The sequence below is a fragment of the Reyranella sp. genome (assembly GCF_017305915.1).
Taxonomy (GTDB): Bacteria; Pseudomonadota; Alphaproteobacteria; order Reyranellales; family Reyranellaceae; genus Reyranella.
In genome coordinates, this window is sequence record NZ_JAFKJN010000009.1 from 243,865 (window position 1) to 266,201 (window position 22,337).

At 68.8% G+C, this 22,337-nt stretch carries 24 protein-coding genes; 14 read left to right on the forward strand and 10 right to left on the reverse strand.

What is annotated here, in order from left to right:
* Nucleotides 1-183: 183 nt before the first annotated feature.
* Nucleotides 184-1,383 (reverse strand): CoA transferase, encoded by a 1,200-nt coding sequence (locus J0J01_RS07615; protein ID WP_296379660.1) that lies wholly within the window; start codon nt 1,381-1,383, stop codon nt 184-186.
* A gap of 67 nt (nt 1,384-1,450) precedes the next feature.
* On the opposite strand from J0J01_RS07615, the gene J0J01_RS07620 reads away from it, so the two are divergent.
* Entirely contained in the window at nt 1,451-2,305 is an 855-nt protein-coding gene (locus tag J0J01_RS07620; protein ID WP_296379661.1) for an SDR family NAD(P)-dependent oxidoreductase, read from the forward strand.
* A 5-nt stretch (nt 2,306-2,310) separates the two neighbouring features.
* Here the strand turns inward: J0J01_RS07620 and J0J01_RS07625 are convergent, their stop codons facing one another.
* From J0J01_RS07625 to J0J01_RS07640, 4 genes are read right to left on the reverse strand one after another with little or no spacing between them, the layout of a single operon-like run.
* Nucleotides 2,311-2,496, reverse strand: coding sequence for a hypothetical protein (locus J0J01_RS07625; RefSeq protein WP_296379662.1), 186 nt, complete (start codon nt 2,494-2,496; stop codon nt 2,311-2,313).
* A 12-nt stretch (nt 2,497-2,508) separates the two neighbouring features.
* A complete protein-coding gene (locus J0J01_RS07630) occupies nt 2,509-3,471 on the reverse strand; it encodes a tripartite tricarboxylate transporter substrate-binding protein (RefSeq protein ID WP_296379663.1) in 963 nt (320 codons plus the stop codon).
* Nucleotides 3,472-3,768 carry a hypothetical protein gene (locus J0J01_RS07635; protein ID WP_296379664.1) on the reverse strand — a complete coding sequence of 99 codons (297 nt, stop codon included), beginning with the start codon at nt 3,766-3,768 and terminating at the stop codon, nt 3,472-3,474. It abuts the gene before it with no gap.
* Between the two features lie 8 nt (nt 3,769-3,776).
* Nucleotides 3,777-4,949, reverse strand: a complete 1,173-nt coding sequence (locus tag J0J01_RS07640; protein ID WP_296379665.1) for an iron-containing alcohol dehydrogenase — start codon at nt 4,947-4,949, stop codon at nt 3,777-3,779.
* 52 nt (nt 4,950-5,001) lie between these two features.
* Here J0J01_RS07640 and J0J01_RS07645 point away from each other — a divergent pair, with 52 nt between their 5' ends.
* From J0J01_RS07645 to J0J01_RS07655, 3 genes are read left to right on the forward strand one after another with little or no spacing between them, the layout of a single operon-like run.
* Nucleotides 5,002-5,787 (forward strand): putative hydro-lyase, encoded by a 786-nt coding sequence (locus J0J01_RS07645; RefSeq protein WP_296379666.1) that lies wholly within the window; start codon nt 5,002-5,004, stop codon nt 5,785-5,787.
* On the forward strand, nt 5,774-6,175 hold the full coding sequence (locus J0J01_RS07650) for a hypothetical protein (RefSeq protein ID WP_296379667.1): 402 nt from the start codon (nt 5,774-5,776) through the stop codon (nt 6,173-6,175). Before J0J01_RS07645 ends, J0J01_RS07650 begins: the two co-directional genes overlap by 14 nt.
* Nucleotides 6,176-6,219: 44 nt before the next feature.
* Nucleotides 6,220-6,978 (forward strand): RibD family protein, encoded by a 759-nt coding sequence (locus tag J0J01_RS07655; protein ID WP_296379668.1) that lies wholly within the window; start codon nt 6,220-6,222, stop codon nt 6,976-6,978.
* Here J0J01_RS07655 and J0J01_RS07660 read toward each other — a convergent pair.
* Genes J0J01_RS07660 through J0J01_RS07670 form a run of 3 tightly spaced genes read right to left on the reverse strand, consistent with a single transcriptional unit; the run spans nt 6,950 to nt 9,364 of the window.
* Nucleotides 6,950-7,999: a glycosyltransferase family 4 protein gene (locus J0J01_RS07660; protein WP_296379669.1), complete on the reverse strand. Its 1,050-nt coding sequence runs from the start codon at nt 7,997-7,999 to the stop codon at nt 6,950-6,952. The two genes, J0J01_RS07655 and J0J01_RS07660, sit on opposite strands and share 29 nt — an antisense overlap.
* Nucleotides 7,984-8,394, reverse strand: coding sequence for a 6-carboxytetrahydropterin synthase (locus tag J0J01_RS07665; RefSeq protein WP_296379670.1), 411 nt, complete (start codon nt 8,392-8,394; stop codon nt 7,984-7,986). The genes J0J01_RS07660 and J0J01_RS07665 overlap by 16 nt, the downstream gene beginning before the upstream one ends.
* Nucleotides 8,381-9,364, reverse strand: a complete 984-nt coding sequence (locus J0J01_RS07670; RefSeq protein ID WP_296379671.1) for a zinc-binding alcohol dehydrogenase — start codon at nt 9,362-9,364, stop codon at nt 8,381-8,383. Before J0J01_RS07670 ends, J0J01_RS07665 begins: the two co-directional genes overlap by 14 nt.
* 44 nt (nt 9,365-9,408) lie before the next feature.
* Between J0J01_RS07670 and mdoH the strand changes: the two genes are divergently transcribed.
* The 3 genes from mdoH to J0J01_RS07685 are packed head-to-tail and all read left to right on the forward strand — an operon-like array spanning nt 9,409 to nt 12,728.
* Nucleotides 9,409-11,133, forward strand: coding sequence for a glucans biosynthesis glucosyltransferase MdoH (gene mdoH, locus J0J01_RS07675; protein ID WP_296379672.1), 1,725 nt, complete (start codon nt 9,409-9,411; stop codon nt 11,131-11,133).
* Nucleotides 11,134-11,136: 3 nt separating this feature from the next.
* Complete coding sequence (locus J0J01_RS07680; RefSeq protein ID WP_296379673.1) at nt 11,137-11,880, forward strand: FkbM family methyltransferase; 744 nt, start codon at nt 11,137-11,139, stop codon at nt 11,878-11,880.
* The gene (locus J0J01_RS07685) at nt 11,877-12,728 is read left to right on the forward strand and encodes a PfkB family carbohydrate kinase (protein WP_296379674.1); all 852 of its coding nucleotides are present in this window, start codon (nt 11,877-11,879) and stop codon (nt 12,726-12,728) included. The genes J0J01_RS07680 and J0J01_RS07685 overlap by 4 nt, the downstream gene beginning before the upstream one ends.
* Here J0J01_RS07685 and ggt read toward each other — a convergent pair whose 3' ends face one another.
* Together ggt and J0J01_RS07695 are read right to left on the reverse strand one after the other, a co-directional pair.
* Nucleotides 12,729-14,414 carry a gamma-glutamyltransferase gene (gene ggt, locus J0J01_RS07690; protein ID WP_296379675.1) on the reverse strand — a complete coding sequence of 562 codons (1,686 nt, stop codon included), beginning with the start codon at nt 14,412-14,414 and terminating at the stop codon, nt 12,729-12,731.
* The gene (locus J0J01_RS07695; protein WP_296379676.1) at nt 14,411-15,352 is read right to left on the reverse strand and encodes a metallophosphoesterase; all 942 of its coding nucleotides are present in this window, start codon (nt 15,350-15,352) and stop codon (nt 14,411-14,413) included. Before J0J01_RS07695 ends, ggt begins: the two co-directional genes overlap by 4 nt.
* A 99-nt stretch (nt 15,353-15,451) precedes the next feature.
* Between J0J01_RS07695 and J0J01_RS07700 the strand changes: the two genes are divergently transcribed.
* The 7 genes from J0J01_RS07700 (at nt 15,452) to J0J01_RS07730 (ending at nt 22,086) form a co-directional block, all read left to right on the forward strand.
* Nucleotides 15,452-16,165, forward strand: a complete 714-nt coding sequence (locus J0J01_RS07700) for a nicotinamidase (protein ID WP_296379677.1) — start codon at nt 15,452-15,454, stop codon at nt 16,163-16,165.
* A gap of 407 nt (nt 16,166-16,572) precedes the next feature.
* Nucleotides 16,573-16,779 carry a hypothetical protein gene (locus J0J01_RS07705; protein ID WP_296379678.1) on the forward strand — a complete coding sequence of 69 codons (207 nt, stop codon included), beginning with the start codon at nt 16,573-16,575 and terminating at the stop codon, nt 16,777-16,779.
* Nucleotides 16,780-16,901: 122 nt separating this feature from the next.
* A complete protein-coding gene (locus J0J01_RS07710) occupies nt 16,902-17,783 on the forward strand; it encodes a polysaccharide deacetylase (protein ID WP_296379679.1) in 882 nt (293 codons plus the stop codon).
* Between the two features lie 94 nt (nt 17,784-17,877).
* Nucleotides 17,878-18,219 carry a hypothetical protein gene (locus J0J01_RS07715; protein ID WP_296379680.1) on the forward strand — a complete coding sequence of 114 codons (342 nt, stop codon included), beginning with the start codon at nt 17,878-17,880 and terminating at the stop codon, nt 18,217-18,219.
* Nucleotides 18,212-19,174 carry a GTP-binding protein gene (locus J0J01_RS07720; protein ID WP_296379681.1) on the forward strand — a complete coding sequence of 321 codons (963 nt, stop codon included), beginning with the start codon at nt 18,212-18,214 and terminating at the stop codon, nt 19,172-19,174. Before J0J01_RS07715 ends, J0J01_RS07720 begins: the two co-directional genes overlap by 8 nt.
* A 35-nt stretch (nt 19,175-19,209) precedes the next feature.
* Nucleotides 19,210-20,214 (forward strand): aldo/keto reductase, encoded by a 1,005-nt coding sequence (locus J0J01_RS07725; protein ID WP_296379682.1) that lies wholly within the window; start codon nt 19,210-19,212, stop codon nt 20,212-20,214.
* A 15-nt stretch (nt 20,215-20,229) separates the two neighbouring features.
* Nucleotides 20,230-22,086, forward strand: coding sequence for an adenylate/guanylate cyclase domain-containing protein (locus tag J0J01_RS07730; RefSeq protein ID WP_296379683.1), 1,857 nt, complete (start codon nt 20,230-20,232; stop codon nt 22,084-22,086).
* Nucleotides 22,087-22,337 lie beyond the last annotated feature (251 nt).

Sequence of the window (22,337 nt, forward strand, 5' to 3'; positions counted from 1 at the left end):
GGGCAATGGAATGCGAATCGCCTCTTGATTCCCTTGCCGAAAAATCCCGTCCAATGCCCAAAATAGGAGTCTGTGCCGATCCCAGGCAGAGTCGTGCACATGATGAGCAAGCACGATTGGGACGCCGCTCCTGGAAATGGTGGGAGTGGCGAAAAACGGCCAAAACCGCCGAAACCGGCAGCCTTACTTCGGGAGGACGCCGAGCGCCTTGAGCTTCGCGATCTCGTCGGCGGCGTAGCCGGCGTCGCGCAGCACCGCCTCCGAATGCTGGCCCACGGCAGGCGCGCGCACCGGCGCGACTTTGGTCTCGCCGTCGATATGGAAGGGGCTCGACACGGTCAGATTCGCACCGTCGGCGAACGGCACCAGGGCGCCAATCTTGCGCGCCTGGGGGTCGTCGCCCGCTTCATCGACCGTGCAGACCGGGCCGAACGTCACGCCCGCCTTCTCGAGGATCGGCCGCCACTCGCTGAGATCGCGCTTGGCGAAGACCTCGTCGAGGATTTCGGTCAGGGCCTTGTGGTTCGCGAGTCGCGCCGGTTGCGTGGCGAAGCGCGGATCCTGCACGAGGTACTCCATGTCGACCGCCTCGAGGAAACCCGCGAGCTGCCGCGCCTCGTTGTGCAGCGCCATCAGGAACCAGCGGCCGTCGCGACAGCGATAGTGATTGGCGAGTGCCCTCGGCGTGTCGACCCGGGGCGGCCGGTGCGCGACGTGCTCGCCGAACAGCCGGTTCTGCACGTAGCAGCCGTTGGCCCACAGGCCGTTCTGCAGCAGCGAGGTCTGCGCGACGCCGCCCTTGCCCGTGCGCTCGCGGCGATAGAGCGCCGTCACGATGGCGGCATAGAGCCCGGTGGCCGTCGGATGATCGCCCATGCCGGGCATCGAGCGGACCGGCTCGGTCTCCTCGCCGTCTCGCACCATGTCCATCAGGCCGGTGCGCGCCCAGTAGGCGGTTGCGTCGAAGCCCGTGCGGGCCGCCTCGGCGCCGGCCTCGCCATAGGCCGAGATCGAGCCGTAGACGAGGCGCGGGTTGATCGTGAGCAAGTCGGCGGCGGCGATCTTCAGGCGCTCGCGCACCGGCAATGGGAAGTTGGTGATGAAGACGTCGGTCGAGGCGATCAGCCGCTGCAACACGGCGAGACCTTCGGAATGCTTGAGATCGATCGCGAGGCTGCGTTTGTTGCGCGACGTCAGCTGCCACCAGTAGTCGGTCGTCTTGCCCGGCACCGGCGGCGAGGCCCGCCACGGATCTCCGGCGCCCGGCGGCTCGATCTTGATCACCTCGGCGCCGAAGTCCGAGAGGATCGTTGCCGCGGCGGGGCCCGCGATCCAGCTCGCACAATCAATGACGCGCAGACCGGCGAATATTCCATCAGCCATCGGACGTTTCCCTCGTTGAGCGCTATCCTAACCAAGGTCGCGCGCCAAAATAGGGGAGGAATTCAGGATGGCCGGGAAGCGAAACGGCAAGGGCAAGCCGGTGGCCGTGGTGATCGGCGCCACCTCGAAATGGCAGGCGGACGGCCGCAACACCAAGCTGGCCCACGGCAAGCCGGTGGACGACAGCACCCTGCCGGTCGGCATCCGCTGGGGCGTCGGCGGCGCGATCGCCCAGAAATTCGCGAAGGAAGGCTTCTTTGTCGCCCTGACGACCCGCAGCCAGGCCAACGCCTCGGGCCTCGCCGCGGCGATCGGCGAGCAGGGCGGGGACTGCATGATCGTCGAGCTCGATCTCTCCAAACAGGAGTCGATCGCGGGCGCCTTCGCCACGATCCGGGCCGATGCCGGCGATCCGCATGTCCTGGTCTACAATGCGGGCTATCTCGAAGGCCGCGACCTGCCGCCGGAGAAGGAGCTGCTCGAGCACATCCCGGTCGAGCTGTTCGACACCACGCAGCACATCGCCTGCCGCGGTCCCTTCCTGGTCGCCAAGGAAGTCCTGCCGGCCATGCGCAAGCGCGGCGAGGGCTCGTTCTTCTTCTCCAACAATGCGAGCTCGCTGCGCGGGCGCAAGCGCATGACCGGGCAGTCTCTCTACTATCCAAGGGTGATGATGCGCACTCTGGCGCAGGTCCTCACCGAGGAATATTCCGAGCACGGTGTGCATGTCGCCAACATCGTGATCGATGGGCTGATCGATTCGCCCGGCACTCACGCCCTGGCGAGAGCGCGCGAGAATCCGGACTTGGTCATAAACCCGGTGAAGATCGCCGAGGCGTTCTACTATCTGCACACGCAAGACCGCTCGTGCTGGACGCACGAGCTGCAGCTGACGCCGTTCCCGACCAAGCCCAGCTACTGACGGGCTTACTCCAGGCGGATGCCCGCCTGCTTGATGATCGTGCGCCACTTGGCGATCTCGCCGGCGATGAAGCCGGGCAGGCGGTCGGGTGGCACGCGGTCGGCCGCGACCGGTTCGGCGCCGAGGACGCGAAGCGCGATCGCGACGATCGCGGCGATCATCGCACTGAGAAGACAGGCGATGCGCTTCATTCGAGCTGTCCTTCATTCCATCCGGATGCCGGAGTCGACGATCAGCTTCTTCCAGACCTCGGTCTCGCGGGCGATGTGATTGGCGGCCTCTTCGCGCGAGCTGGCGAGCGTCACCATGCCCTGCTGGGCGTAGGCCGCGCGCACCTCGTCGGCGGTCAGGGCCTTGGTCAGCAGCGCGTGCAGGCTGGAGACGATCGGCTCGGGAACCTTCGACGACACGACCAGCGCATACCAGTTGGTCGCGGCATAGCCGGGGAAGCCGGACTGGGCGATGGTCGGGACATCGGGATCGAGCGGCGTGCGATGCGGACCGGTGAGGGCGAGCGCACGGATGCGGCCCTCGCGCACCAGGCTGCTCGCGGTCGGGCCGCTGGCCATCACCGAGGCGAGATGGCCCGCCACGAGGTCGTTCATCGCGGGTCCCCCGCCGCGAAACGGCACGTGGTTCAGCTTCGCGCCACTGCGCACCCGCAGCAGCTCGCCGGCGAGATGGCCGGCGCTGCCGACGCCCGAGGTGCCGTAGTCGATGCCGTCGGGCCGCCGTCCCAATTCGAGATAGTCGGCGAGCGTGTGCGCCGGCACCTTGGGATGCACCACCAGCACGTTGGAGAAATCGACCGCCAGGCACACCGGCGCGATGTCGGTCGGCGGATGGTAGCCCGCGTCCTTCATCGCATAGGGATTGACCGTGAGCATGCCGACACTGGCCAGCAGCACGGTGTGGCCGTCGGGCGGCGCGCGCAGCGCCTCGCGCACCGAGATGGTGCCGGCGCCGCCGGGCTTGTTGTCGACCATGACGGTGAGGCCGCTGCTGCGGCTCAGCTCCTGCGCCAGGATGCGCGCCACGGTGTCGAGGCCGCCGCCGGGCGGCGTGCCGACCACGATGCGCAACGGCTTCGACGGAAACGACTGCGCCGCCGCGGCGGGCAGCAGGCCGGCGGCGGCGAGGGCGCGGACCAGCGATCGCCGCCGCATCTATTGCGGCGTCAGCGACGGGTTGCGGTCGCAGAACTTGTCGTTTTCCTTGGCGATCCAGGCCGGGCGCCGGCCGGCTACCTCGGTGCAGGTGGTCAGAGTCGGCTGCCGCGAGCAGAACGCGGCGCCGATCGAATAGAGCTGGCCCGCCCAGAGACAGTAGCTGTCACGGTCCTCTTTGGTCAGCCCGGCATAGTCGCCGGTGATCCGCAGGATCGGACGTTGTGCGGCTGGCTGCTCCTGTGCCATCGCCGCGCAGGGAAGCATGACGACGAGGAGGGCTGTCAGTGCACGCATGTTATGCCTCAGTAGACGGACTTCAGGATCGGCACGATTTCCTGCGCGCCGTTGATCCGCCGTGGATTGGAGAAGGTCCAGTCGTCGAGCATGCAGTTGGTGGCGATGCGCTGCAGGTCGTCGCGCTGCACGCCGACGTCGCGCAGCCGCCGCGGCAGGCCGAGCCCGCCGATGAAGGCGTCGAGCACTTCGGATGCCGGCTGGCCGGGCTTGCCGAGCGCAGCGGCTATTTCGGCCTGACGCTCGCCGTTGATCGTCGCGTTGAACGCCAGCACGGCCGGCAGCATCACGCACGAGGTGTAGCCGTGCGGCACCCCGGCGCTGCCGCCCAGCACGTGGCCGATGGCGTGGCTCGCACCCATGCGCGTGCCGCTGACGATGCCGGTCATCGAGATCCAGGCACCGATCTGGCAGTCGAGCCGTGCCGCGAGGTCCGACGGATCGCGCTTCACGGCCGGCAGCCCGCGGCCGAGCAGGCGCAGCGCCTGCAGCGACGTGCTGTCGGTATAGGCGTTGCCGTCGATCGAGCAGAAGGTCTCGACGCTGTGATCGACGGCGCGGATGCCGGTCGACAGCCACAGCCATTCCGGCGTGTGCACGGTGACGGCGGGATCGAAGATCACCTGCAGCGGGATGATGCCAGGATGGATATAGGCCTGCTTCAGGCGCAGCCGCGGCTCGGTGACGCCGGCGCGGGCGTTGAACTCGCCGCCGCTCAAGGTGGTCGGCACGCAAATCTGGCGGACCCGCGGCGCACGGTATTGCGGGAAGCTGCGCTTGCCGGTGATCTCGTCGACGACGGTGCGGAAGGGCTCGAGCCCGTCGGGTTCGCGGATGTCGTGCTCGAGGCAGATGGTGACCGCCTTGCCGCCGTCGGTCGTCGAGCCGCCGCCGACGCTCAGCAGCAGGTCGCAGCCGGCCTCGCGCGCCTTGTTGGCGCAGGCGACCACCGCATCGCGCGGGCTGTGGGCGGGCATGTCGTCATGCACGCCGGCGAAGCGCGGGCCGAGCGCCGCAGCGATCTTGGCGACGGCGTCAGTCTCGCGGTTGAGCGTCTTGCCGGCGAGGATGAACACGTGCTTGGCGCCGAGCCGGTCGGCGGCCTCGACCACCGCCTCGGCGGCCGGTCGGCCGAACACCACGCGTTCCATTCCGGTGAAGACGATCTCGCCCGCGCGCATGGTCGAGACGCTATAGTCTCGTTCCACGGAGGGGAAGGCCCGGAGGACCAGGATGGACGCCAAAAGCCTGCGTGCTGAAATTCGAGCCGGTCGCCACGGCACCGTGACCACGGGGCTGGCGCCGGGCCATCTGCAGGCCAACCTCGTGATCCTGCCGGCCGACTGGGCCGAGGAGTTCACGGCGTTCTGCGCCGCCAATCCCAAGCCGTGCCCCTTGATCGCGCGCAGCGAGCCGGGCGATCCGACCTTGCCGGGCCTGGGCGACGATATCGACGTGCGCCGCGACCTGCCGCGCTATCGGGTGTTCCGCGACGGTGTCGCGGTCTCGGAGGAGGCCGATATCGGTGCGCTGTGGTGCGACGACCTCGTGGCCTTCGCGCTCGGCTGCTCCTATTCGTTCGAGGCGGCGCTGCTTGAGGGGGGCGTGCCGATCCGCCATATCGAGCAGGGCAAGAAGGTCTGCACCTATCGCACCGGGCTCGATACCGTACCGACCGGCCGCCTGCATGGTCCTCTGGTGGTGTCGATGCGCAACTTCACCGTGCCCAATGCGATCCGCGCCATCGAGATCACCTCGCGCTTCCCGCGGGTGCATGGCGCGCCGATCCATTTCGGCGATCCCGCCGCGATCGGCATCGCCGACATCGACAAGCCCGAGTTCGGCGGCGAGCCCGACATCCGGCCAGGCGAGGTGCCGTTGTTCTGGGCCTGCGGGGTCACGCCGCAGACGGTGATCGAAGCGGCGCGGCCGCCGTTCTGCATCACCCACAAGGCCGGCCACATGCTGGTCACCGACCGCCTGAACGAGGAGTTCCGCGACCGCGATGTTCGACGTTGAGATCTGCGAGCCCAGGCGGATCGTGCTGATCCGCTTCCGCGGCGAGTTGGCCGAGGCGGACTTCACGGCACTCGACGCGCTCGGCCGCGAGAAGCAGGGCGGCCCGCCCTACGATGTCGTGTTCGACATGACCGCCGTGGAGAAGATCGACGTCGCGACCGACTTCGTGTCCAAGCGCGGTGCGTTGCCCCAGGCCTTCACCGACCGCGAGCGCATCTATGTCGTGCAGCAGGCGGACCTGAAGCTGCTGGTCAGGCTCTACGCCGCCTACCAGGCTTCGCGGGGCTGGCGCGCGCCGGTGATTGTCCACACGCTCGACGAGGCATTGGGCCGGCTGGATGCGACCGCGGCGGATTTTGCTCCGCCACCCGCCAGCGGTGTGCTCTAGAAGTTGATTTGGCGTGTCCAGGCCGACCGGGGCATCCAGTGCACATGACACGTGACGTCGACTCCAGCCCAGGATGGCAGGAGGTCCCGCATCGCCTGCGCTGCGGCCAGGCGCTGGGTGAGCCGTGGGAAAGCCTGTTCGTCGGCCTGCGGCCGGCCTCGACCGTGGTCGGCCAGATCGGCCAGTCGCTCGACGGGCGCATCGCCACGGTGTCGGGCCATTCGAGCGACATCAACGGCCCGCAAGGCATCGCCCATCTGCATCGCTTGCGCGCGCTGGTCGACGCCGTGGTGGTCGGCGCCGGCACGGTGCGTGCCGACGACCCGCAGCTCACCGTGCGTTGCGTCAGCGGGCCGAGCCCGGTGCGTGTGGTGATCGATCCGCGCGGCACGCTGCCGGCCGAGTCGCGCGCGTTCGCCAACGACGGCGTGCATCGTATCGTGATCACGCGGCAGGAGACGCGCGTCGACGTGGCGGAGGACGTCGAGACGATCGCGCTGCCCGACAGCGACGGCCGCATCGAGCCGCGCGCGATCCTCGACGCCCTGGTCGAGCGCGGCCTGCGCCGGATCCTGATCGAGGGCGGGGCGCAGACGGTCTCGTCATTCCTGTCGGCCAGCTGCCTCGACCGGCTGCATGTCGTGGTGGCGCCGATGATCCTGGGTTCGGGAATCGCCGGCCTCGACCTGCCGCCGATCGCCGACATGACCGGCGCGCTGCGCATACCGATGCGCGCTCATGCGCTGGGCAGCGACGTCCTGTTCGACTGCGATCTCAGATCAGGAGGACCAACAGGTCGTTGAATTTCTCGCCCGCCTGCGCCCAAGACGGCAGCGACGCGGCCGCTGCGCGGGCACCGGCGGCGAGTGCGCGGCGATGGTCGTGATCGTCGACGAGCCTGCGCAGCACTGCCGCCAGCGCCGCGACGTCGCCGGGCGCGACCAGCCGGCCCGCGGCTGCGGGCACGGTCTGGTGGATCGCGCCGCCCGTCGTGCCGATCACCGGCAGGCCGTGCGCCAGCGCTTCGGCGAAGGCCATGCCGTAACCCTCGAACTCCGAAGCCAGAACGAAGGCGTCCGCCGAATCGTAGAGCGCGGTGAGCCGCCCCGGTGAAACCTTGCCGAGGACATCGATTCGCCCGTCGAGACGGTGGTGCGCGATCAGGCTGTCGACGCGTGCCGCGGCGTCCGGATCGCGCCCGCGGTCGCCGACGATCGTGAGCCGCCACGGCAGGTCGGCGAGTCGCGACAGCGCTTCGACCAGCAGGTCGAAGCCTTTGCGCGGGACCATGGCGCCGACGGAGAGAAGATGCACGGGGCCGCCGCTGCCGCGCGCGGGCGGCCGGCGATCGGTGCCGGGCAGGATCACGGTCAGTTGGTCGCCGGTCACGCCGAAGCGCTCGACCAGAAGATCGGCCGTCCAGGGGCTGGTCGTCACGACGCTGCGTGCTGCGGCGAGGGCGGAGCGCTCGCTGGCGAGGAGCGCCTGCGACTGGACCTCGGTCAGGCCGGTCTCGAGGGCCAGCGGGTGATGCACCAGCGCCACCAGCGGTCGCGTGCGCCGCAGCTCCGCCGCGACTTCCGGCAAGGCGCCGAACGCCAGCCCGTCGACGACGATCGGCATATCGGAAGCCGCTGCGCGCAAGCGGGCTTCGGCGTCGGCTTTCTGCACCTCGTTCGGCCAAGGGAAACCGCCGCCGAGGCTCAGGACCTCTACGGTCCAGCCGAGGCGCTGGAGCTCGGCGATGACGCGGCGGTCGTAGGCGTAGCCTCCGGTCGCCGTGTCGAGGTCGCCCGGGATCGCCCAGGTTATGGGTTTGGCCACAGCGGAGCCTCGTACGACGCCCGGGCGACATGCGATTCCGACAGTGTCACGCGGATCGCTTTCAAGGCCTTGCCGTCGCGGCCGAGGCCATCCGCGCGGGCCGTCTCGGCGAGGCGGTCGTGGATGTGGTGCGCCAGGAACTCGGTCGTCGTGTTGCGGCCGGCGAAGGCGGGCAGGGTGTCGAGGTTCTTGTAGTTCAGCGGGCCGAGCGCGGCCTTCAGCGCCTCGTGCGCGCGGCCGATGTCGATCACGATGCCGTTCTCGTCGATCTCGTCGGCGATGAAGGCAGCGTCGACGATGAAGGTCGCGCCGTGCAGCTCCTGGGCGGGGCCGAACACGGCACCCCGGAAGGAATGGGCGATCATGATGTGATCGCGGACTTCAACGGTGAACACCGGCACGCTCCTTGTAGTCGATGAGCTGGCAAAGGGTGCCCGCCGCCAGCACGAATGGCAGGCGGCGGGGCAGGTCCTCGAAGGCGATCGAGGGTTCGAGCAGCACATCCAGGCGGTCGTCGGCGAGCAGGTTGATCGCGTGCTCGAGCCTCCGGCGATGGCTCCAGTCCCGCCGATGCGACGGCGCGACCTTGCCGACCTGGCTGGCGATTAGCTTGAGCCGGCGGCTGTGGAAGGCGCCGCCCAGCGGCACTGGCACAGCAGCGTCGCCGTACCAGCTCAGCTCGATGATCGTGGCTTCGTCGCGTGCCAACCCGAGCGCGGTCGCGAGCCCCGCGGCGCTGGCGCTCGCATGGAAGACCAGGTCGCACTCGGCCGGCGCCTTGTCGGGCGTCGCGAAGTGCAGGCCGAGCGCCGCCGCGACGACGGCGCGCGCCGGATTGATGTCGACCAGCGTGATGTCGTCGGCAGCGAGCTTGCGGCAGACGAAGCCGGTGAGAGCGCCGACGACGCCCGCACCGACCACCGCGACCTTCTCGAACCGGCCGTCGGCGTCCCACACCGCGTTCAGCGCCGTTTCCATGTTGGCGGCGAGCACGGCGCGCGAGGCCGGCACGGCCGATGGGATGGGAATGGCTGATTCGGCCGGCACATCGAACACCGTCTGGTGCGGATGGAGCGCGAACACCGAGGCACCGCTGTCGACGGTGCCGACCGTGGCGTAGCCGTACTTCACGGGGAACGGGAATTCACCCGCCATGAACGGCGCACGCATGCGCTGGAATTCCGACGATGGCACGCGGCCTGCGGCGACCAGCGATTCGGTACCGCGGCTGATCGCCCCATGGGTGGCGCGAATGCGGACGGTGCCGGCGCGTGGCGATCCCAGCGCTTCCTCCTGGATTTGCATCAGGCCCGGCCCCACGTACCACAGCGCACGGGCCGTCTCGGTCCTCTTGGTTCGCCTCAAGTCGATGTGATCCTGCACGTCCGTCTCTACGCTATCATGGGTTCATGCAAGTGCGCCGCCTCGTGTTCCTGGCGCTGGTGTCGGTCTCGATCGCCACGCTGCTGGTCCTGGCGGCGCTCACCCTCTCGGTGGGCGGCCTCGGTGCCGGCGACATCGTGCTGCTCGGCCTGTTCAGCCTGACGACGCCGTGGCTCGCGGTGGGATTCTGGAATTCCGCCATCGGCCTCGCCCTCATGCTCGGCGCGCGCGACGTCAGCGCCTTCCTGATTCCTGAAGCGGCGCGTCAGCCCGGGCCAACGTCGATCACCGCCTCGACTGCGATCCTGATGTGCGTGCGCAACGAGGCCCCCGATCGCGTCGTACGCAACCTCGACACCATGATCGCCGACCTCGCAGCCGTTGGCTGCGCCGACCGCTTCCACGTCTACATCCTGAGCGACACCAGCGGCCGTGACCTTGCCGCAACCGAGCAGGCGGCGTTCGAGGCGCTGCAGCGCAAATGGGCCGGCCGCCTCGCCGTCGCCTACCGCCGGCGCGAGACGAATACCGGCTTCAAGGCAGGCAACATCCGCGACTTCCTCGAACGCTGGGGCGGCGACCATGAGCTGATGGTCACGCTCGACGCTGACAGCTTCATGACCGCGGCCGGCATCCTGCGGCTGGTCTCGATCATGCAGCGCGCGCCCAGGCTCGGCATCCTGCAGAGCCTGGTGATCGGCATGCCGACCACCAGCGCCTTCGCGCGGCTGTTCCAGTTCGGCATGCGCTTGGGCCTGCGGTCATGGACGATCGGCAGCGCCTGGTGGCAGGGCGATTGCGGGCCTTACTGGGGCCACAACGCCATCCTCCGCATCGCACCCTTCAAGCAACATTGCGCGATAGCACCGCTGGCCGGCAAAGGCATCCTGAGCGGTCACATCCTCAGCCACGACCAGATCGAGGCCGCGCTGATGCGGCGCGCCGGCTACGAGGTCCGCGTGCTGCCCGAGGAGGATCTCGGCTGGGAAGAGAACCCGCCGACCCTGATCGAGTTCCTGCGCCGCGACCAGCGCTGGCTGCAGGGCACCTTGCAATACGTCTTCTTCATCGGACTGCCCGGCCTACGCGCGGTCAGCCGCATCCAGCTCCTGTTCGCGATGCTGATGTTCACCGGCTCGCCGGCCTGGATCGGCCTGTGGCTGCTCGGCACCGCGATGCTGGCCGCTGCACCGCAGACGAGCGCGTTCCTCGACGCGCGCTACGGCGTGCCGCTGCTGACCCTGATCCTCGTCATGTGGTTCGCGCCGAAGGTCGCGACGGTCATCGACGTGCTGTGCCGGCCGGCGTTGCGCCGCAGCTTCGGCGGGCCGCTGCGGTTCGCCGCCAGCGTCGTCGCCGAGACCGCATTCTGGCTGATGCTGTCGCCCATCATGTGGGCTTGCCACACGCTGTGCTTCGTCGGATTGCCGTTCGGCAAGGTGATCGGCTGGGGCGCACAGTTGCGCGACGATCACGCCATCTCCTGGTCGACGGCGTTCGCCAAGCTGTGGCCGCAGACCCTGCTGGGCGCCGGCGGCCTGCTGGCGGTTGCCCTGTCGCATCCGATGGCGCTGCCCTGGGTGTTCGTCCTGATCGCGGGCGGGCTGCTGCTCGCGGTGCCGCTGGGCGTCGTCACCTCGTGGCCGGGCGTCGGCCTGGCGCTGCAGCGCATCGGCATCGGCCGCCTGCCCGAGGAGACCGACCCGCCGGCCGCGCTCAGCCGGCGCGCGGCCTTCGCCGCCGCCGACTGAGCCATGCTGCGCACGGCGCTCGGGGTCGTCCGGTCCCTGCGCATCTACTACGGCCATCCGGCGCGGGCGCGCGCCATGGACCGGCTCTATGCGCAGCTCATCGCGCCGGGCGACCTGGTGTTCGATATCGGCGCGCATGTCGGCGACCGGGTCGCTTCGTTCCGGCGTCTGGGCGCGCGGGTCATCGCTGTCGAGCCGCAGCCCGCCCTGCATCGCACGCTGCGCCTGCTGTTCGGCCGCGACGAGCGGGTGACGATCGTCCGCTCGGCGGTCGGCCGCGCGCCGGGCGCGGCGCGGATGCGGATCAACACAGCCAATCCGACGATCTCGACCCTGTCCGAGGATTTCATCGCGGCGAGCCGCAGCGCTACCGGCTGGCAGGGCGAGTCCTGGCCGCGCGCGCTGGAGGTTCCGGTCACGACCCTCGACGCCCTGATCGCGACGTACGGCCAGCCGGCCTTCGCCAAGCTCGACATCGAAGGCTTCGAGGCCGAGGCGCTCGGCGGCCTGTCGCAGGCTGTGGCGGCGCTGTCCTTCGAGTTCACGACGATCCAGCGCGCCGTCGCCCTGGCCTGCCTCAAGCGCTGCGGGGCGCTCGGCTACACCGAGTTCAACGCAGCCCTCGGCGAATCGCAGAGCCTCGGAGAGTGGCGCAGCGCCGAGGCCATCACCGACTGGCTGGACCGCTTGCCGCAGGCTGCCAACTCGGGCGACATCTACGCGCGGCTACCGGGGGAGACGCCGTGAGCCGCGTTGTCGTCATTGGCAATGCAGGCCTCGACCTGCGGCTTGGCGTTCCGCGCCTGCCGCTTCCAGGGGAGACGCTGATCGGCACCGAGGGTGCTCGCGCGCCGGGCGGCAAAGGGCTGAACCAGGCTGTGGTCGCAGCACGCTGCGGCTCCAGGGTGCGGTTCTGCGCGCCGCTCGGCAGCGACACCGCTCAGGCGAACGAAGTCGAAGGATGGCTGTCACGCGAGCCGTTCGACGGGCTCGTCCTGCCACGCCTGCCGCATTCGACGGATTTCTCCCTGCTGATGGTGCTGCCGGATGGCGAGAACAGCATCGTCAGCACCAGCGCCTGCTCGCTGGCGCTGGGCTTCGCCGCGGCCGAACCGGCGCTCGGCGATGTCGGCGCGGGAGACGTCGTGCTGCTGCAAGGCAATCTGTCGCTCGACGTGACGGCGGCCATCCTCGCCGCCGCCCGGCGGCGCGGCGCCACAACGATCTTCAATCCGGCGCCATTCTGGCCGGGCGCCGAGCGGCTGCCGGTGCAGTGTAGCCTGGTCATCGCCAACCGCGTCGAGGCGCAGGCGCTCGGGCCATCGATCGCCGATGCTGCTGTGGCGATCGTCACGCTGGGCGCCTACGGCTGCCGCTTCGCCGGCCGAGTCTTCCCGGCCGAGCGTGTGGCGGCGGTCGACACCACGGGCTGCGGCGATGTCTTCTGCGGCACGATGGCCGCGGCACTCGCCCGTGGCCTTGCGATCGAGCCGGCGATCGGCGTGGCGCAGAAGGCCGCGGCGCTTACCGCCATCCGGGCCGGCGCGTTCGACGCTCTGCCATCCCGCGAGGAGCTGGCGGCCTTGTTCGCCTGATCAGGCGGGCAGCACGAAGCGCACGCCGGCGCGCGCCAGCCCGCCGCCCAGCCCGACCGCCGCGCCGTCGGCGCGCCAGCAGGCGGCACCGGTCATGCTGCCGTCGGCATGGAACTGGATGCCGTTCATGCCGCCCGACACCGTCGGCATGCGCTGCAGCATGTGGCCGCGCGCCTCGAGTCCCTGGCGCACGGTCTCCGGAATGCCGTGCTCGACCTCGAGGAAAGGGCCCTCGGTCCAGACGCGCGGCGCCTCGACCGCTTCCTGCAGGCTCATGCCGTGGTCGATCAGGTTGATCAGCGCCTGCATCGCCGCCGGGAATATCTTGCGTCCGCCCGGCAGGCCCAGCGCATAGACGACCTTGCCGTCGCGCAGCGCCATCATCGGCGACATCGAGGTGGTGACCCGCTTGCCCGGCGCGATCGACAAAGCGTTGCCCGGCCGCGGATCGAAGTTCGACATGTAGTCGTTGGGCACCATGCCGGTGCCCGGGACGATGAAGCGCGCGCCGAACAGGCTGTTGATGGTCTGGGTTGTGGTGACGACATTGCCCTTGCCGTCGGCCACCGTGAGATGCGTGGTGTCGGCGCCTTCCTTGGCGAGCAGGCCGCCGCTCCACTTCTTGGCCTTGGCGAGATCGATGCCGGCGCGCCGCTCGTCGGCATAGGCCTTCGACACGATGCGCTCGACCGGCACCTTGACGAAGGCGGGATCGCCGCTCGCTTCGCTACGGTCGGCGAAGGCGATCTTCAGTGCCTCGGCCAGTAGATGCACGGTATCGACCGTGCCGAAGCCCAGCTTTCCAATGTCGTAGCCTTCGAGGATGTTCAGCATCTGGGTGATGTGCACACCCGAGGCCGCAGGCGGTGGCGGGCCGACGATCTCCCAGCCGCGATACTGGCCACGGATCGGCTGGCGTTCGACCACCCGATAGTCGGTGAGGTCCTTCTTGCCGATGAACGCGCCGCTGCGCTGCATGCACTCGACCACCAGGTCGCCCAGCGGCCCGCCATGCAGCGCGCCTTCGCCATCCTTGGCGATCAGGGTCAGTGCCTCGCCGTAGTCGGCTTGCACCAGTCTCTCGCCGGCCTTCAGTGGTGTGCCGTCGGGTACCAGCCGGTCGGCGGCAAAGGGATCCTGCACCAGATCGGGCGCGCAATCCTTGATGCAGTCGGAGAGATAGGGCGTCACCGTGAAGCCGTGCGTGGCGTGGCGGATCGCCGGCTGCATCACGTCGGCGAGCGGCATCGTGCCGTAGGTCCTGAGCGCATGCGTCCAGGCGAGCAGCGAGCCCGGTGTCGCCACCGCCTTGGGCCCGAGCTGGTTCTCGCGGCGCTCGACGTCGTAGACGTTCGGCGGCGTGCCGGCGATCGGCTTGAACATCGTCGGATGGCCGGCGAGCGGCACGGCGCTCATGCCGTCGACGATGCGATGGCTGCCGTCGGCGAGCCGGATGTGGCTGGTCGTGCCGCCGATCAGGCCGACCATCATCGGCTCGACCACGGTCAGGCAGAATTGCGCCGCGACCGCGGCATCGATCGCGTTGCCGCCGGCCGCCAGCATCTCCATGCCGGCGGCGGAGGCGAGTGGATGGTTGGTCGCCACCATGCCGTTGCGGCCGTGCGCCGGCTGCTTCTCGCAGTTGAAGCTCGTGCCGGCGCGCTGCCGCCAACCCTGGTCGCTCATCGGTCGTTCTCCCCGCATCGCAAAGTGATCAGCGCGGCACCGCCACGGCAATTGAACCGCACCATCGGCGGCGATACGCCGAGGCCCGGCGAGGTGTAGCCCACCATGTCGCCCTGCCGCCAAACGCCCGAAGCAGCGTGCCGGCAGCGCACCAGCTGGGTGAAGATCGGCCGGCCGTTGGGCCGGCAGATCTGGCCGCCATGGGTGTGGCCGCTGAGATAGAGCCCGCAGCCGGCGGCGGCCGCGTGGTCGGCCATCTCCGGCGAATGGACCAGCGCGACCCGGAAGCCGTCCTGCCGCGCGTCGAGCGCCCGACGCGCCGCCAGCGAGTAGAAATCGTGGACGTCGTCGAGGCCGGTGACGTGCACGGTGACGCCGTCGCGGACCAGCGCCGTCGTGCGGTTGACCAGCGTCTCGAAGCCTAGCGGTTCCAGCGCCGCGATCATCTCGACCGGATCGTGGTTGCCCAGGATCGCCAGCCGCCGCTCGCGCACGCGCACGCCGCCCAACGCTCGCGCCAGCGGCTCGACCGACTGGTGGATCGGGTTGCGCGCCCAGCCGTGGACGTCGCCGGTCAGCGCCAGCAGGTCGACCTCGATTCCGTCGAGCATTGCCGCCGCGGCCTCGGCGATCGCCGGCAGGATGTCGAGATGGGTGTCCGTGACGTGCAGGATGCGATAGCCGTCGAACGCGGCCGGCCATCCCTTCGGCGCGAGCTCGAGCTCGGTCAGCCGGAGATCGAGCGAATTGCGGACGCCTCGAGCCAGCAGGGGCGTCAGCCGCAGCACGCCGCCGAAGACGCGGAGCAGCCGCGAGAAGACGTCGTGCTTCCAGCGCGGCCGCGGACCGTCGGGACTGATCCAATAGCGGCCGGCGAGGATCGACCGGCGGTAGGCCGCCCATTCTTCTGTCGTGCTGCAATCCTGGCCACGATCCATTGCCTGCGACAGGTAGCGTGATTCGGCGGCTGCCGCAGCCGGGGATTGGAGCGTCGAGGTCGCAGCGCTAGACTTCGGTGTCTCACCGGGGAGCGCGCCATGACCTTGAGCCTGTCCCGCCGATTCTTCCTGACCTCGAGCGCCGCGATCCTCGCCGCTCCCGCCCGTGCCGCCGACAAGATCAAGCCCGACGCCAAAAGCGTACTGATCGTGACCGACGTGCAGAATTGCTTCGTCGACGGCGGCACCCTGCCGGTCAAGGGCGGGGCCGAGGTCGTGCCGGTGATCAACAAGCTTGCGCCGGCGTTCGAGAACATCGTCATCACCCAGGACTGGCACACGCCGGGCCACGCCTCCTTCGCGTCGGCCCATGGCGGCAAGAAGCCGTTCGAGACCACGCAACTCGCCTACGGCACGCAGGTTCTGTGGCCGGACCACTGCATCCAGGGCACCGAGGACGCCGCCCTCCTCAAGGACCTCAAGCTGCCGACGGCGCAGCTCATCATCCGCAAGGGCTTCCACAAGGACGTCGACAGCTACTCGACTTTCGAGGAGGCCGACCGCAAGACCTCGACCGGCCTGGCCCATTACCTGAAGGGGCGCGGCATCGACACGGTGTTCGTGGTCGGGCTGGCGACCGATTTCTGCGTCGCCTGGAGCGCCCTGGACGCCCGCAAGCTCGGTTTCACCGCTTACGTGGTCGAGGACGCGACCCGCGCCATCGATCTCAACGGCTCGCTGGCCGCCGCCTGGAAGCAGATGGCCGATGCCGGGGTGAAGCGGATCCAGTCGGCCGACATCCAGACTCCCTGATCGCCTCACGCAAACGTGAAAATTCGAAATACTTCAGTGGTGCCGCGATATATAGACGATACAATTTGGCCAGACATACTAATCGCACCAGTGGTGTGACAATTGTGTCAAATCGACGGGAAATTCCTCAGTCGAGTCAAGCGGTTAGGAATTTTTCAGTCATAATTCCAAAGACTTAGGCGACTAAACCAAAGCCCCCGGAAGACCTGACCCAAGGGTCGCCGGAGTCGCGCCTGAGGAAAGAATCCGCTGGCGTTTCGAAACAATTGCTCATATTACTGAACCCGAAGTGCAGACACATGTGGGTTCGTGACTGTGCTGCGAGCGGGCAGGGGCGAGACGGCGCGAGCCAAATCGCCGATCTCTGGGGAAGGTGTGCAATGCGTCATATCATTGTCGCGACGACCATGCTGGTGGTTGCCTTGGTGGTGACTTTCGCGGCCGCCAGCGTGCTTCAGGGCGTCGCCGTGGCCAGTGGTCGGACGAACAACGAGCCGTATGTCGTCGTCGAGGCGGCCAAGCCTGCTCCGATGAAGGCGCTTGGGACCAAGGAGCGTCTGACCTCGCAGTATCGCGAGCGCAGCGTCCAGACAGCGGCGCACGTCGGCCTGTAAGCCGCCTCGGCGGGTATTGGGGCCCGCCGAAGCGACATCCAAAGGCTGAACAAGAGCGTTCCGGGCGAGAGTCCGGAACGCTTTTTGCTGTCCGGGTCCGGGAAATCGGAGGAGGCTCGGACATGGCCAAGGAAATTCTCTGTGGATTCGGCGTCGACGTCGATGCGGTCGCCGGCTGGCTGGGCAGCTACGGAGGCGAGGACTCGCCCGACGATATTTCGCGCGGCCTGTTCGCGGGCGAGGTCGGCAGCCCGCGCCTGCTGAAGATGTTCGAGCGGCTGGGGATCAAGACCACCTGGTTCATCCCCGGTCATTCGATTGAAACATTTCCAAAAGAGATGAAGGCGGTGGCCGAGGCCGGCCACGAGATCGGCATCCACGGCTACAGCCACGAGAATCCGATCGCCATGACCCGCGAGCAGGAGACCGAGATCCTCGACAAGTGCATCGATCTGGTCACCAGGCTCTCGGGCCAGCGGCCGACCGGCTACGTCGCGCCGTGGTGGGAGTTCTCGCCGGTCACCAACGAGCTGCTGCTCGAGCGCGGCATCAAGTACGACCATTCGCTGATGCACAACGACCACACGCCGTATTACGTGCGGGTCGGCGACGGCTGGACCAAGATCGACTACGCCAAGCGCCCGCGCGAATGGATGGTGCCGCTGAAGCGCGGCCAGGAGACCGACCTGATCGAGATCCCGGCGAGCTGGTATCTCGACGACCTGCCGCCGATGATGTTCATCAAGAAGTCGCCCAACAGCCACGGCTTCGTGAACCCGCGCGACATCGAGCAGATGTGGCGCGACCAGTTCGACTGGGTGTATCGCGAGTACGACTACGCGGTGTTCCCGATGACCATCCATCCCGACGTCTCGGGCCGGCCGCATGTGCTGGCGATGCTGGAGCGGCTGTACCACCACATGATCGGCCATCCCGGCGTGAAGTTCGTCACCATGAACGAGATGGCCGACGACTTCGCGCGCCGCTGTCCGAGGAAGAAGTGATTTCTCTTCTGTCGTCCCGAGCGAAGCCGAGGGACCTTTTCGGATTCGGAAGAGGTCCCTCGACTACGCTTCGCTCGGCTCGGGACGACGGGTGATGTGCGCGCTGTGCGGCGTGCTGGGCGGCGGCGGGGACTGGACCGACGCCGCCGCGCGGCCGGGCGTCTTCACCCGCAACGCCGATTCGCTGCAGCGCCGGCGCGAGCGCATCAACCGCGTCGCCTGCGCCCAGCGCGTGCTGGGCTTCTATGGGCTGACGCTGTCGGACTGGCAGGCGAGCTCGTTCGTGCTGTCGACGCTGACCGGCAAGAGCGAAATCGTCGACAATCTGACACACCTCTGGGCGGCGGCGGAGAAGCTCACCGGCCGTCCTTGCGATCCATTCGATCCGAGCCTGATCGATTGGCTGGAGGGGCGGCTGGAGGCCGGCGGTGGTTGAATTCACGCCGGTCCATCTGATCACCGGCTTCCTCGGCTCGGGCAAGACGACCCTGCTGCAGCGCCTGCTGGCCGATCCGGCGCTCCACGACACCGCGGTGCTGATCAACGAGCTCGGCGAGGTCGGGCTCGACCATCATCTGCTGGGCCGCATCGACGACACCATGGTGCTGCTGCCGTCGGGCTGCCTGTGCTGCACCATCCGCGGCGAGCTCGCGGCCGCGATCAAGGACCTGCATTCGAAGCGCGAGCGTGGGCTTGTGCCGGCCTTTCGCCGCCTGGTGGTCGAGAGCAGCGGGCTGGCCGATCCGTTCCCCATCCTGTCGACGGTGCAGGCCGACCCGGTGCTGCGGCACCATTTCAGGCTCGGCACGGTCGTCACCACCGTCGATGCGGTGAACGGCATCGGCCGGCCCGAGAGCGTCAAGCAGGTGGCCGTCGCCGACCGGCTGGTGCTGACCAAGACCGACCTCGCACCGGACTGCGACGTGCTGGAGACGGCGCTGCGCCGGATCAATCCCGACGCGCCCCTCCTGCGCGCGGCCGAGCAGGCCATCGACGCAGCGGCCCTGTTCGACGCCGCCGCGCGCTCGCCATTGCGCGCGCTGCCTGCGACACCCGACAATCCGCACGGCACGGTGTGCGCGTTCGCCCTGGCGTTCGACGGCGCCCTCGACTGGACCATGTTCGGCGTGTGGCTGACCATGTTGCTGAACCGTCACGGCGAAAAGGTGCTGCGCGTGAAGGGCATCCTGAACGTTGCGGGCACCGAAGCGCCGGTCGCCGTGCACGGGGTGCAACATCTGGTGCATCCGCCGGTGCACATGGCCGCGTGGCCGGACGAGGACCGCCGGTCGCGCCTGGTGTTCATCGTCGACGGCCTCGAGCCGGCCGCGATCGAGCACTCGCTGCGCGCCTTCCTCGGCTCCCCGACGCGCATGGCGGCTGTGGCCTGATCGGTGTTAGCCTCGGCGGGCAACACGAGGAACCCATGACCGTCACCGTCACCAAGGCGCCGCGCAAGCTGGGCGGCAGCTCCCTCCGCGTGTCTCCCGTCGGCCTCGGCTGCATGTCGCTCAGCGGCGCCTACGGCAAGGGCGACGACGCCGAGAGCGTCAAGGTCGTGCACCACGCCATCGACCGTGGCGTGAACTTCCTGGACAGCTCCGACATGTATGGCTGGGGTCACAACGAGACCCTGCTCGGCAAGGCGCTCACCGGCGGCTGGCGCGACAAGGTCGTGCTCGCGACCAAGTTCGGCCAGACCCAGCAGCCGGGCGGCGCCAACGGCGTCGACGGCCGGCCCGAGTACGTGAAGCAGGCCTGCGACGCGAGCCTCAAACGGCTGGGCGTCGACGAGATCGACCTCTATTACCAGCACCGGGTCGATCCCTCGGTGCCGATCGAGGAGACGGTCGGCGCGATGGGCGAGCTGGTGAAGGCCGGCAAGGTCAAGGCGATCGGGCTGAGCGAGGCCAAGCCGGACACCATCCGCCGCGCCCACAAGACCCATCCGCTCGCCGCCGTGCAGAGCGAATATTCTCTGCTCTACCGCCAGCATGCCGAGGAGACGCTGGCGACCACGCGGCCGCTCGGCATCTCCTACGTCGCCTACTCGCCGCTCGGCCGCAGCATGCTGACCGGCGCGGTGAAGTCGGCGGCCGACATTCCCGAGGGCGACGGCCGTGGCCGCCATCCGCGCTTCGCCGGCGACAACCTGGCGCGCAATCTCCAGCTCGTCGCGGCGATCGAGGCGATGGCCAAGGCCAAGGGCTGCACGCCGGGCCAGGTGGCGCTCGCCTGGCTGCTGGCGCAGGGTACCGACATCGTGCCGATCCCCGGTACCAAGCGTTCCACGCGGGTCGACGAGAATGTCGGCGCGCTCGACGTGGCGCTGTCGGCCGACGACGTCGCGCGCCTGTCCGCGGCCCTCCCGCCCGGCGCGGCGGCCGGCGGGCGCTATCCGGATGGCGGGATGAAGGGGGTCTATCTCTAGGGTGATTACGTTTAGGTGACTGGCATCGGCTCCGGCGGCAACCGCCGCCTCGCCACCATCCTGTTCGCCGACGTGGCGGGCTACAGCCGCCTGATGCGTGCCGACGAAGAGCGCACGCTGACGGATCTGCGCGCCCATCTCGCCGAGCTGGTGGCGCCGGCGGTCGAGCGCTTCCACGGCCGCATCGTCAAGAGCCTGGGTGACGGCGTGCTGGCCGAGTTCGGCAGCGCCGTCGAGGCGGTGCGCTGCGCCGTCGAGCTGCAAAGCGGCATGGCCGAGCGCAACGCCGGCCTGCCCGCCGACCGACGGCAGAGCTTCCGCATCGGCCTGCATCTCGGCGACGTCATCACCAACGACTACGACGTGTTCGGCGACACGGTGAACGTCGCCTCGCGCCTGCAGACGCTGGCCGCGCCGGGCGCGATCGTGCTGTCGGCCAGCGTGCACGAGCAGGTGCGCGACAAACTCACGCTCACGTTCCGGGATCTCGGTGCCCGCACGCTCAAGAACATCGACCGGCCAATGCGCGCCTATGCCCTGGCCGGGAGCGCGTCGGTCGGGGCAGGTCGGCGGCGCTGGGTCATGGCAGCCCTCGCCGGTGCGGTATTCGCCCTGGTCGCAGCCGGCGGTCTCTTCTTCTACCTCCATCGCGGCGACGCGGTCGGCAGCAAGACGGCGGCCAGCACCGCTCCGATGTCGGCCTCCTCGGTCGCCGTCCTGCTGTTCACCAACCAGAGCGGCGACGTCAGCCAGGACTATTTCGCCGACGGCCTCACCGAGGACATCACCCGCGCGCTCGGCCGCTTCCGCCAGCTCACGGTGGTGGCCTACCGCGCCGTGCTGCCGTGGCGCGGCAAGGAGTTGCCGCCAATGGAGATGGGCCGCGCTCTCGGCGCGCGCTTCCTGGTCAGCGGCAGCGTGCGGCGCATCGACGACCGGGTGAGGGTGACGGTGCAGCTTGCCGATGCCAACAACGGCACCCAGTTGTGGGCCGAGCAATACGACGAACGCCTGACCGACATCTTCGAGGTGCAGGACCGCGTCGCCCGACGGGTCGCGGGCTCCCTCGCCAGCAATCTCCAGCAGATCGCGCTGCAGCAGAGCTTGCGCAAGCCGACCGGCAACCTCGATGCCTACGACCTGCTGCTGCGCGCCCGCGCCCTGTCCAACGAAGCGACCCGCGCCGGCAATCGCATGGCGCGCGAGGCGCTGGAGAAGGTGACGCGCATGTCGCCCAACTACGCCGACGCCCAGGCCGAGCTGGCCGAGGCCACCTTCCAGCGTGCTGTCTATGGCTGGTCGGAGTTCGCCGACCAGGACGTCGACAGCGCGGTCCGCCTGGCGCAGAAGGCGATCGAGCTCGACGAGGAGAACGTGCTGGCGCACAGCGTGCTGGCGCGCGCCTACACGGTGCAGCAGCGCTACGACCTGGCGCTCGCCGAATCGGAGCGGGCGCTGCAGCTCAATCCCAGCGACACCGAGGCGCTGACGGCGCGCGCCGCGGTGCTGCTGTGGACCGGCGACATCGACGGCTCGATCGCGGCCGGCGAGCTGGCGATGCGGTTGAACGGCAATGTCGGGCCCGAGCCCGCGCTCAATCTCGGCATCGCCTATCTGCTCGACAAGCGCTTCGCCGATGCGGTGAAGCTCCTGGAGGCGGCGCGCGTCCGCTATCCCGCCTATCCGATCCTCGATTTCCCGCTCGCCGGCGCCTATGCCGAGCTCGGCCGTGACGCCGAGGCGGCGGAGGCGCTCGACCAGGGCAAGAGGAAGGACCCTTACCTCGATCTCGCAGGCTTCGGCACGCGCTTCAAGGATCCGGCCCTGAAGCGGCGGCTCGACGCGACCCTGCGCAAGGCCGGCTTCAAGTAGAAGCAAACCTTCCTCCCCATTCATATGGGGAGGTGTCAGCGTCTTACGCTGACGGAGGGGTCAGAAGCAGCAGTCTTGGTGGGGCCTATGACCCCTCCGTCGGCGATTACGCGCGCACCTTGTGTCTTGGAATGGGTGCAGACTGCGGTCGCCAGAGGATCGGCTCGCACCCGATCCTCTGGCGCGGCAGGAGAGCCCGTCTGGCACCAAGACTGCACGTCGTTGGGGAGCTTGGGCCCCGGCCGTTGTCT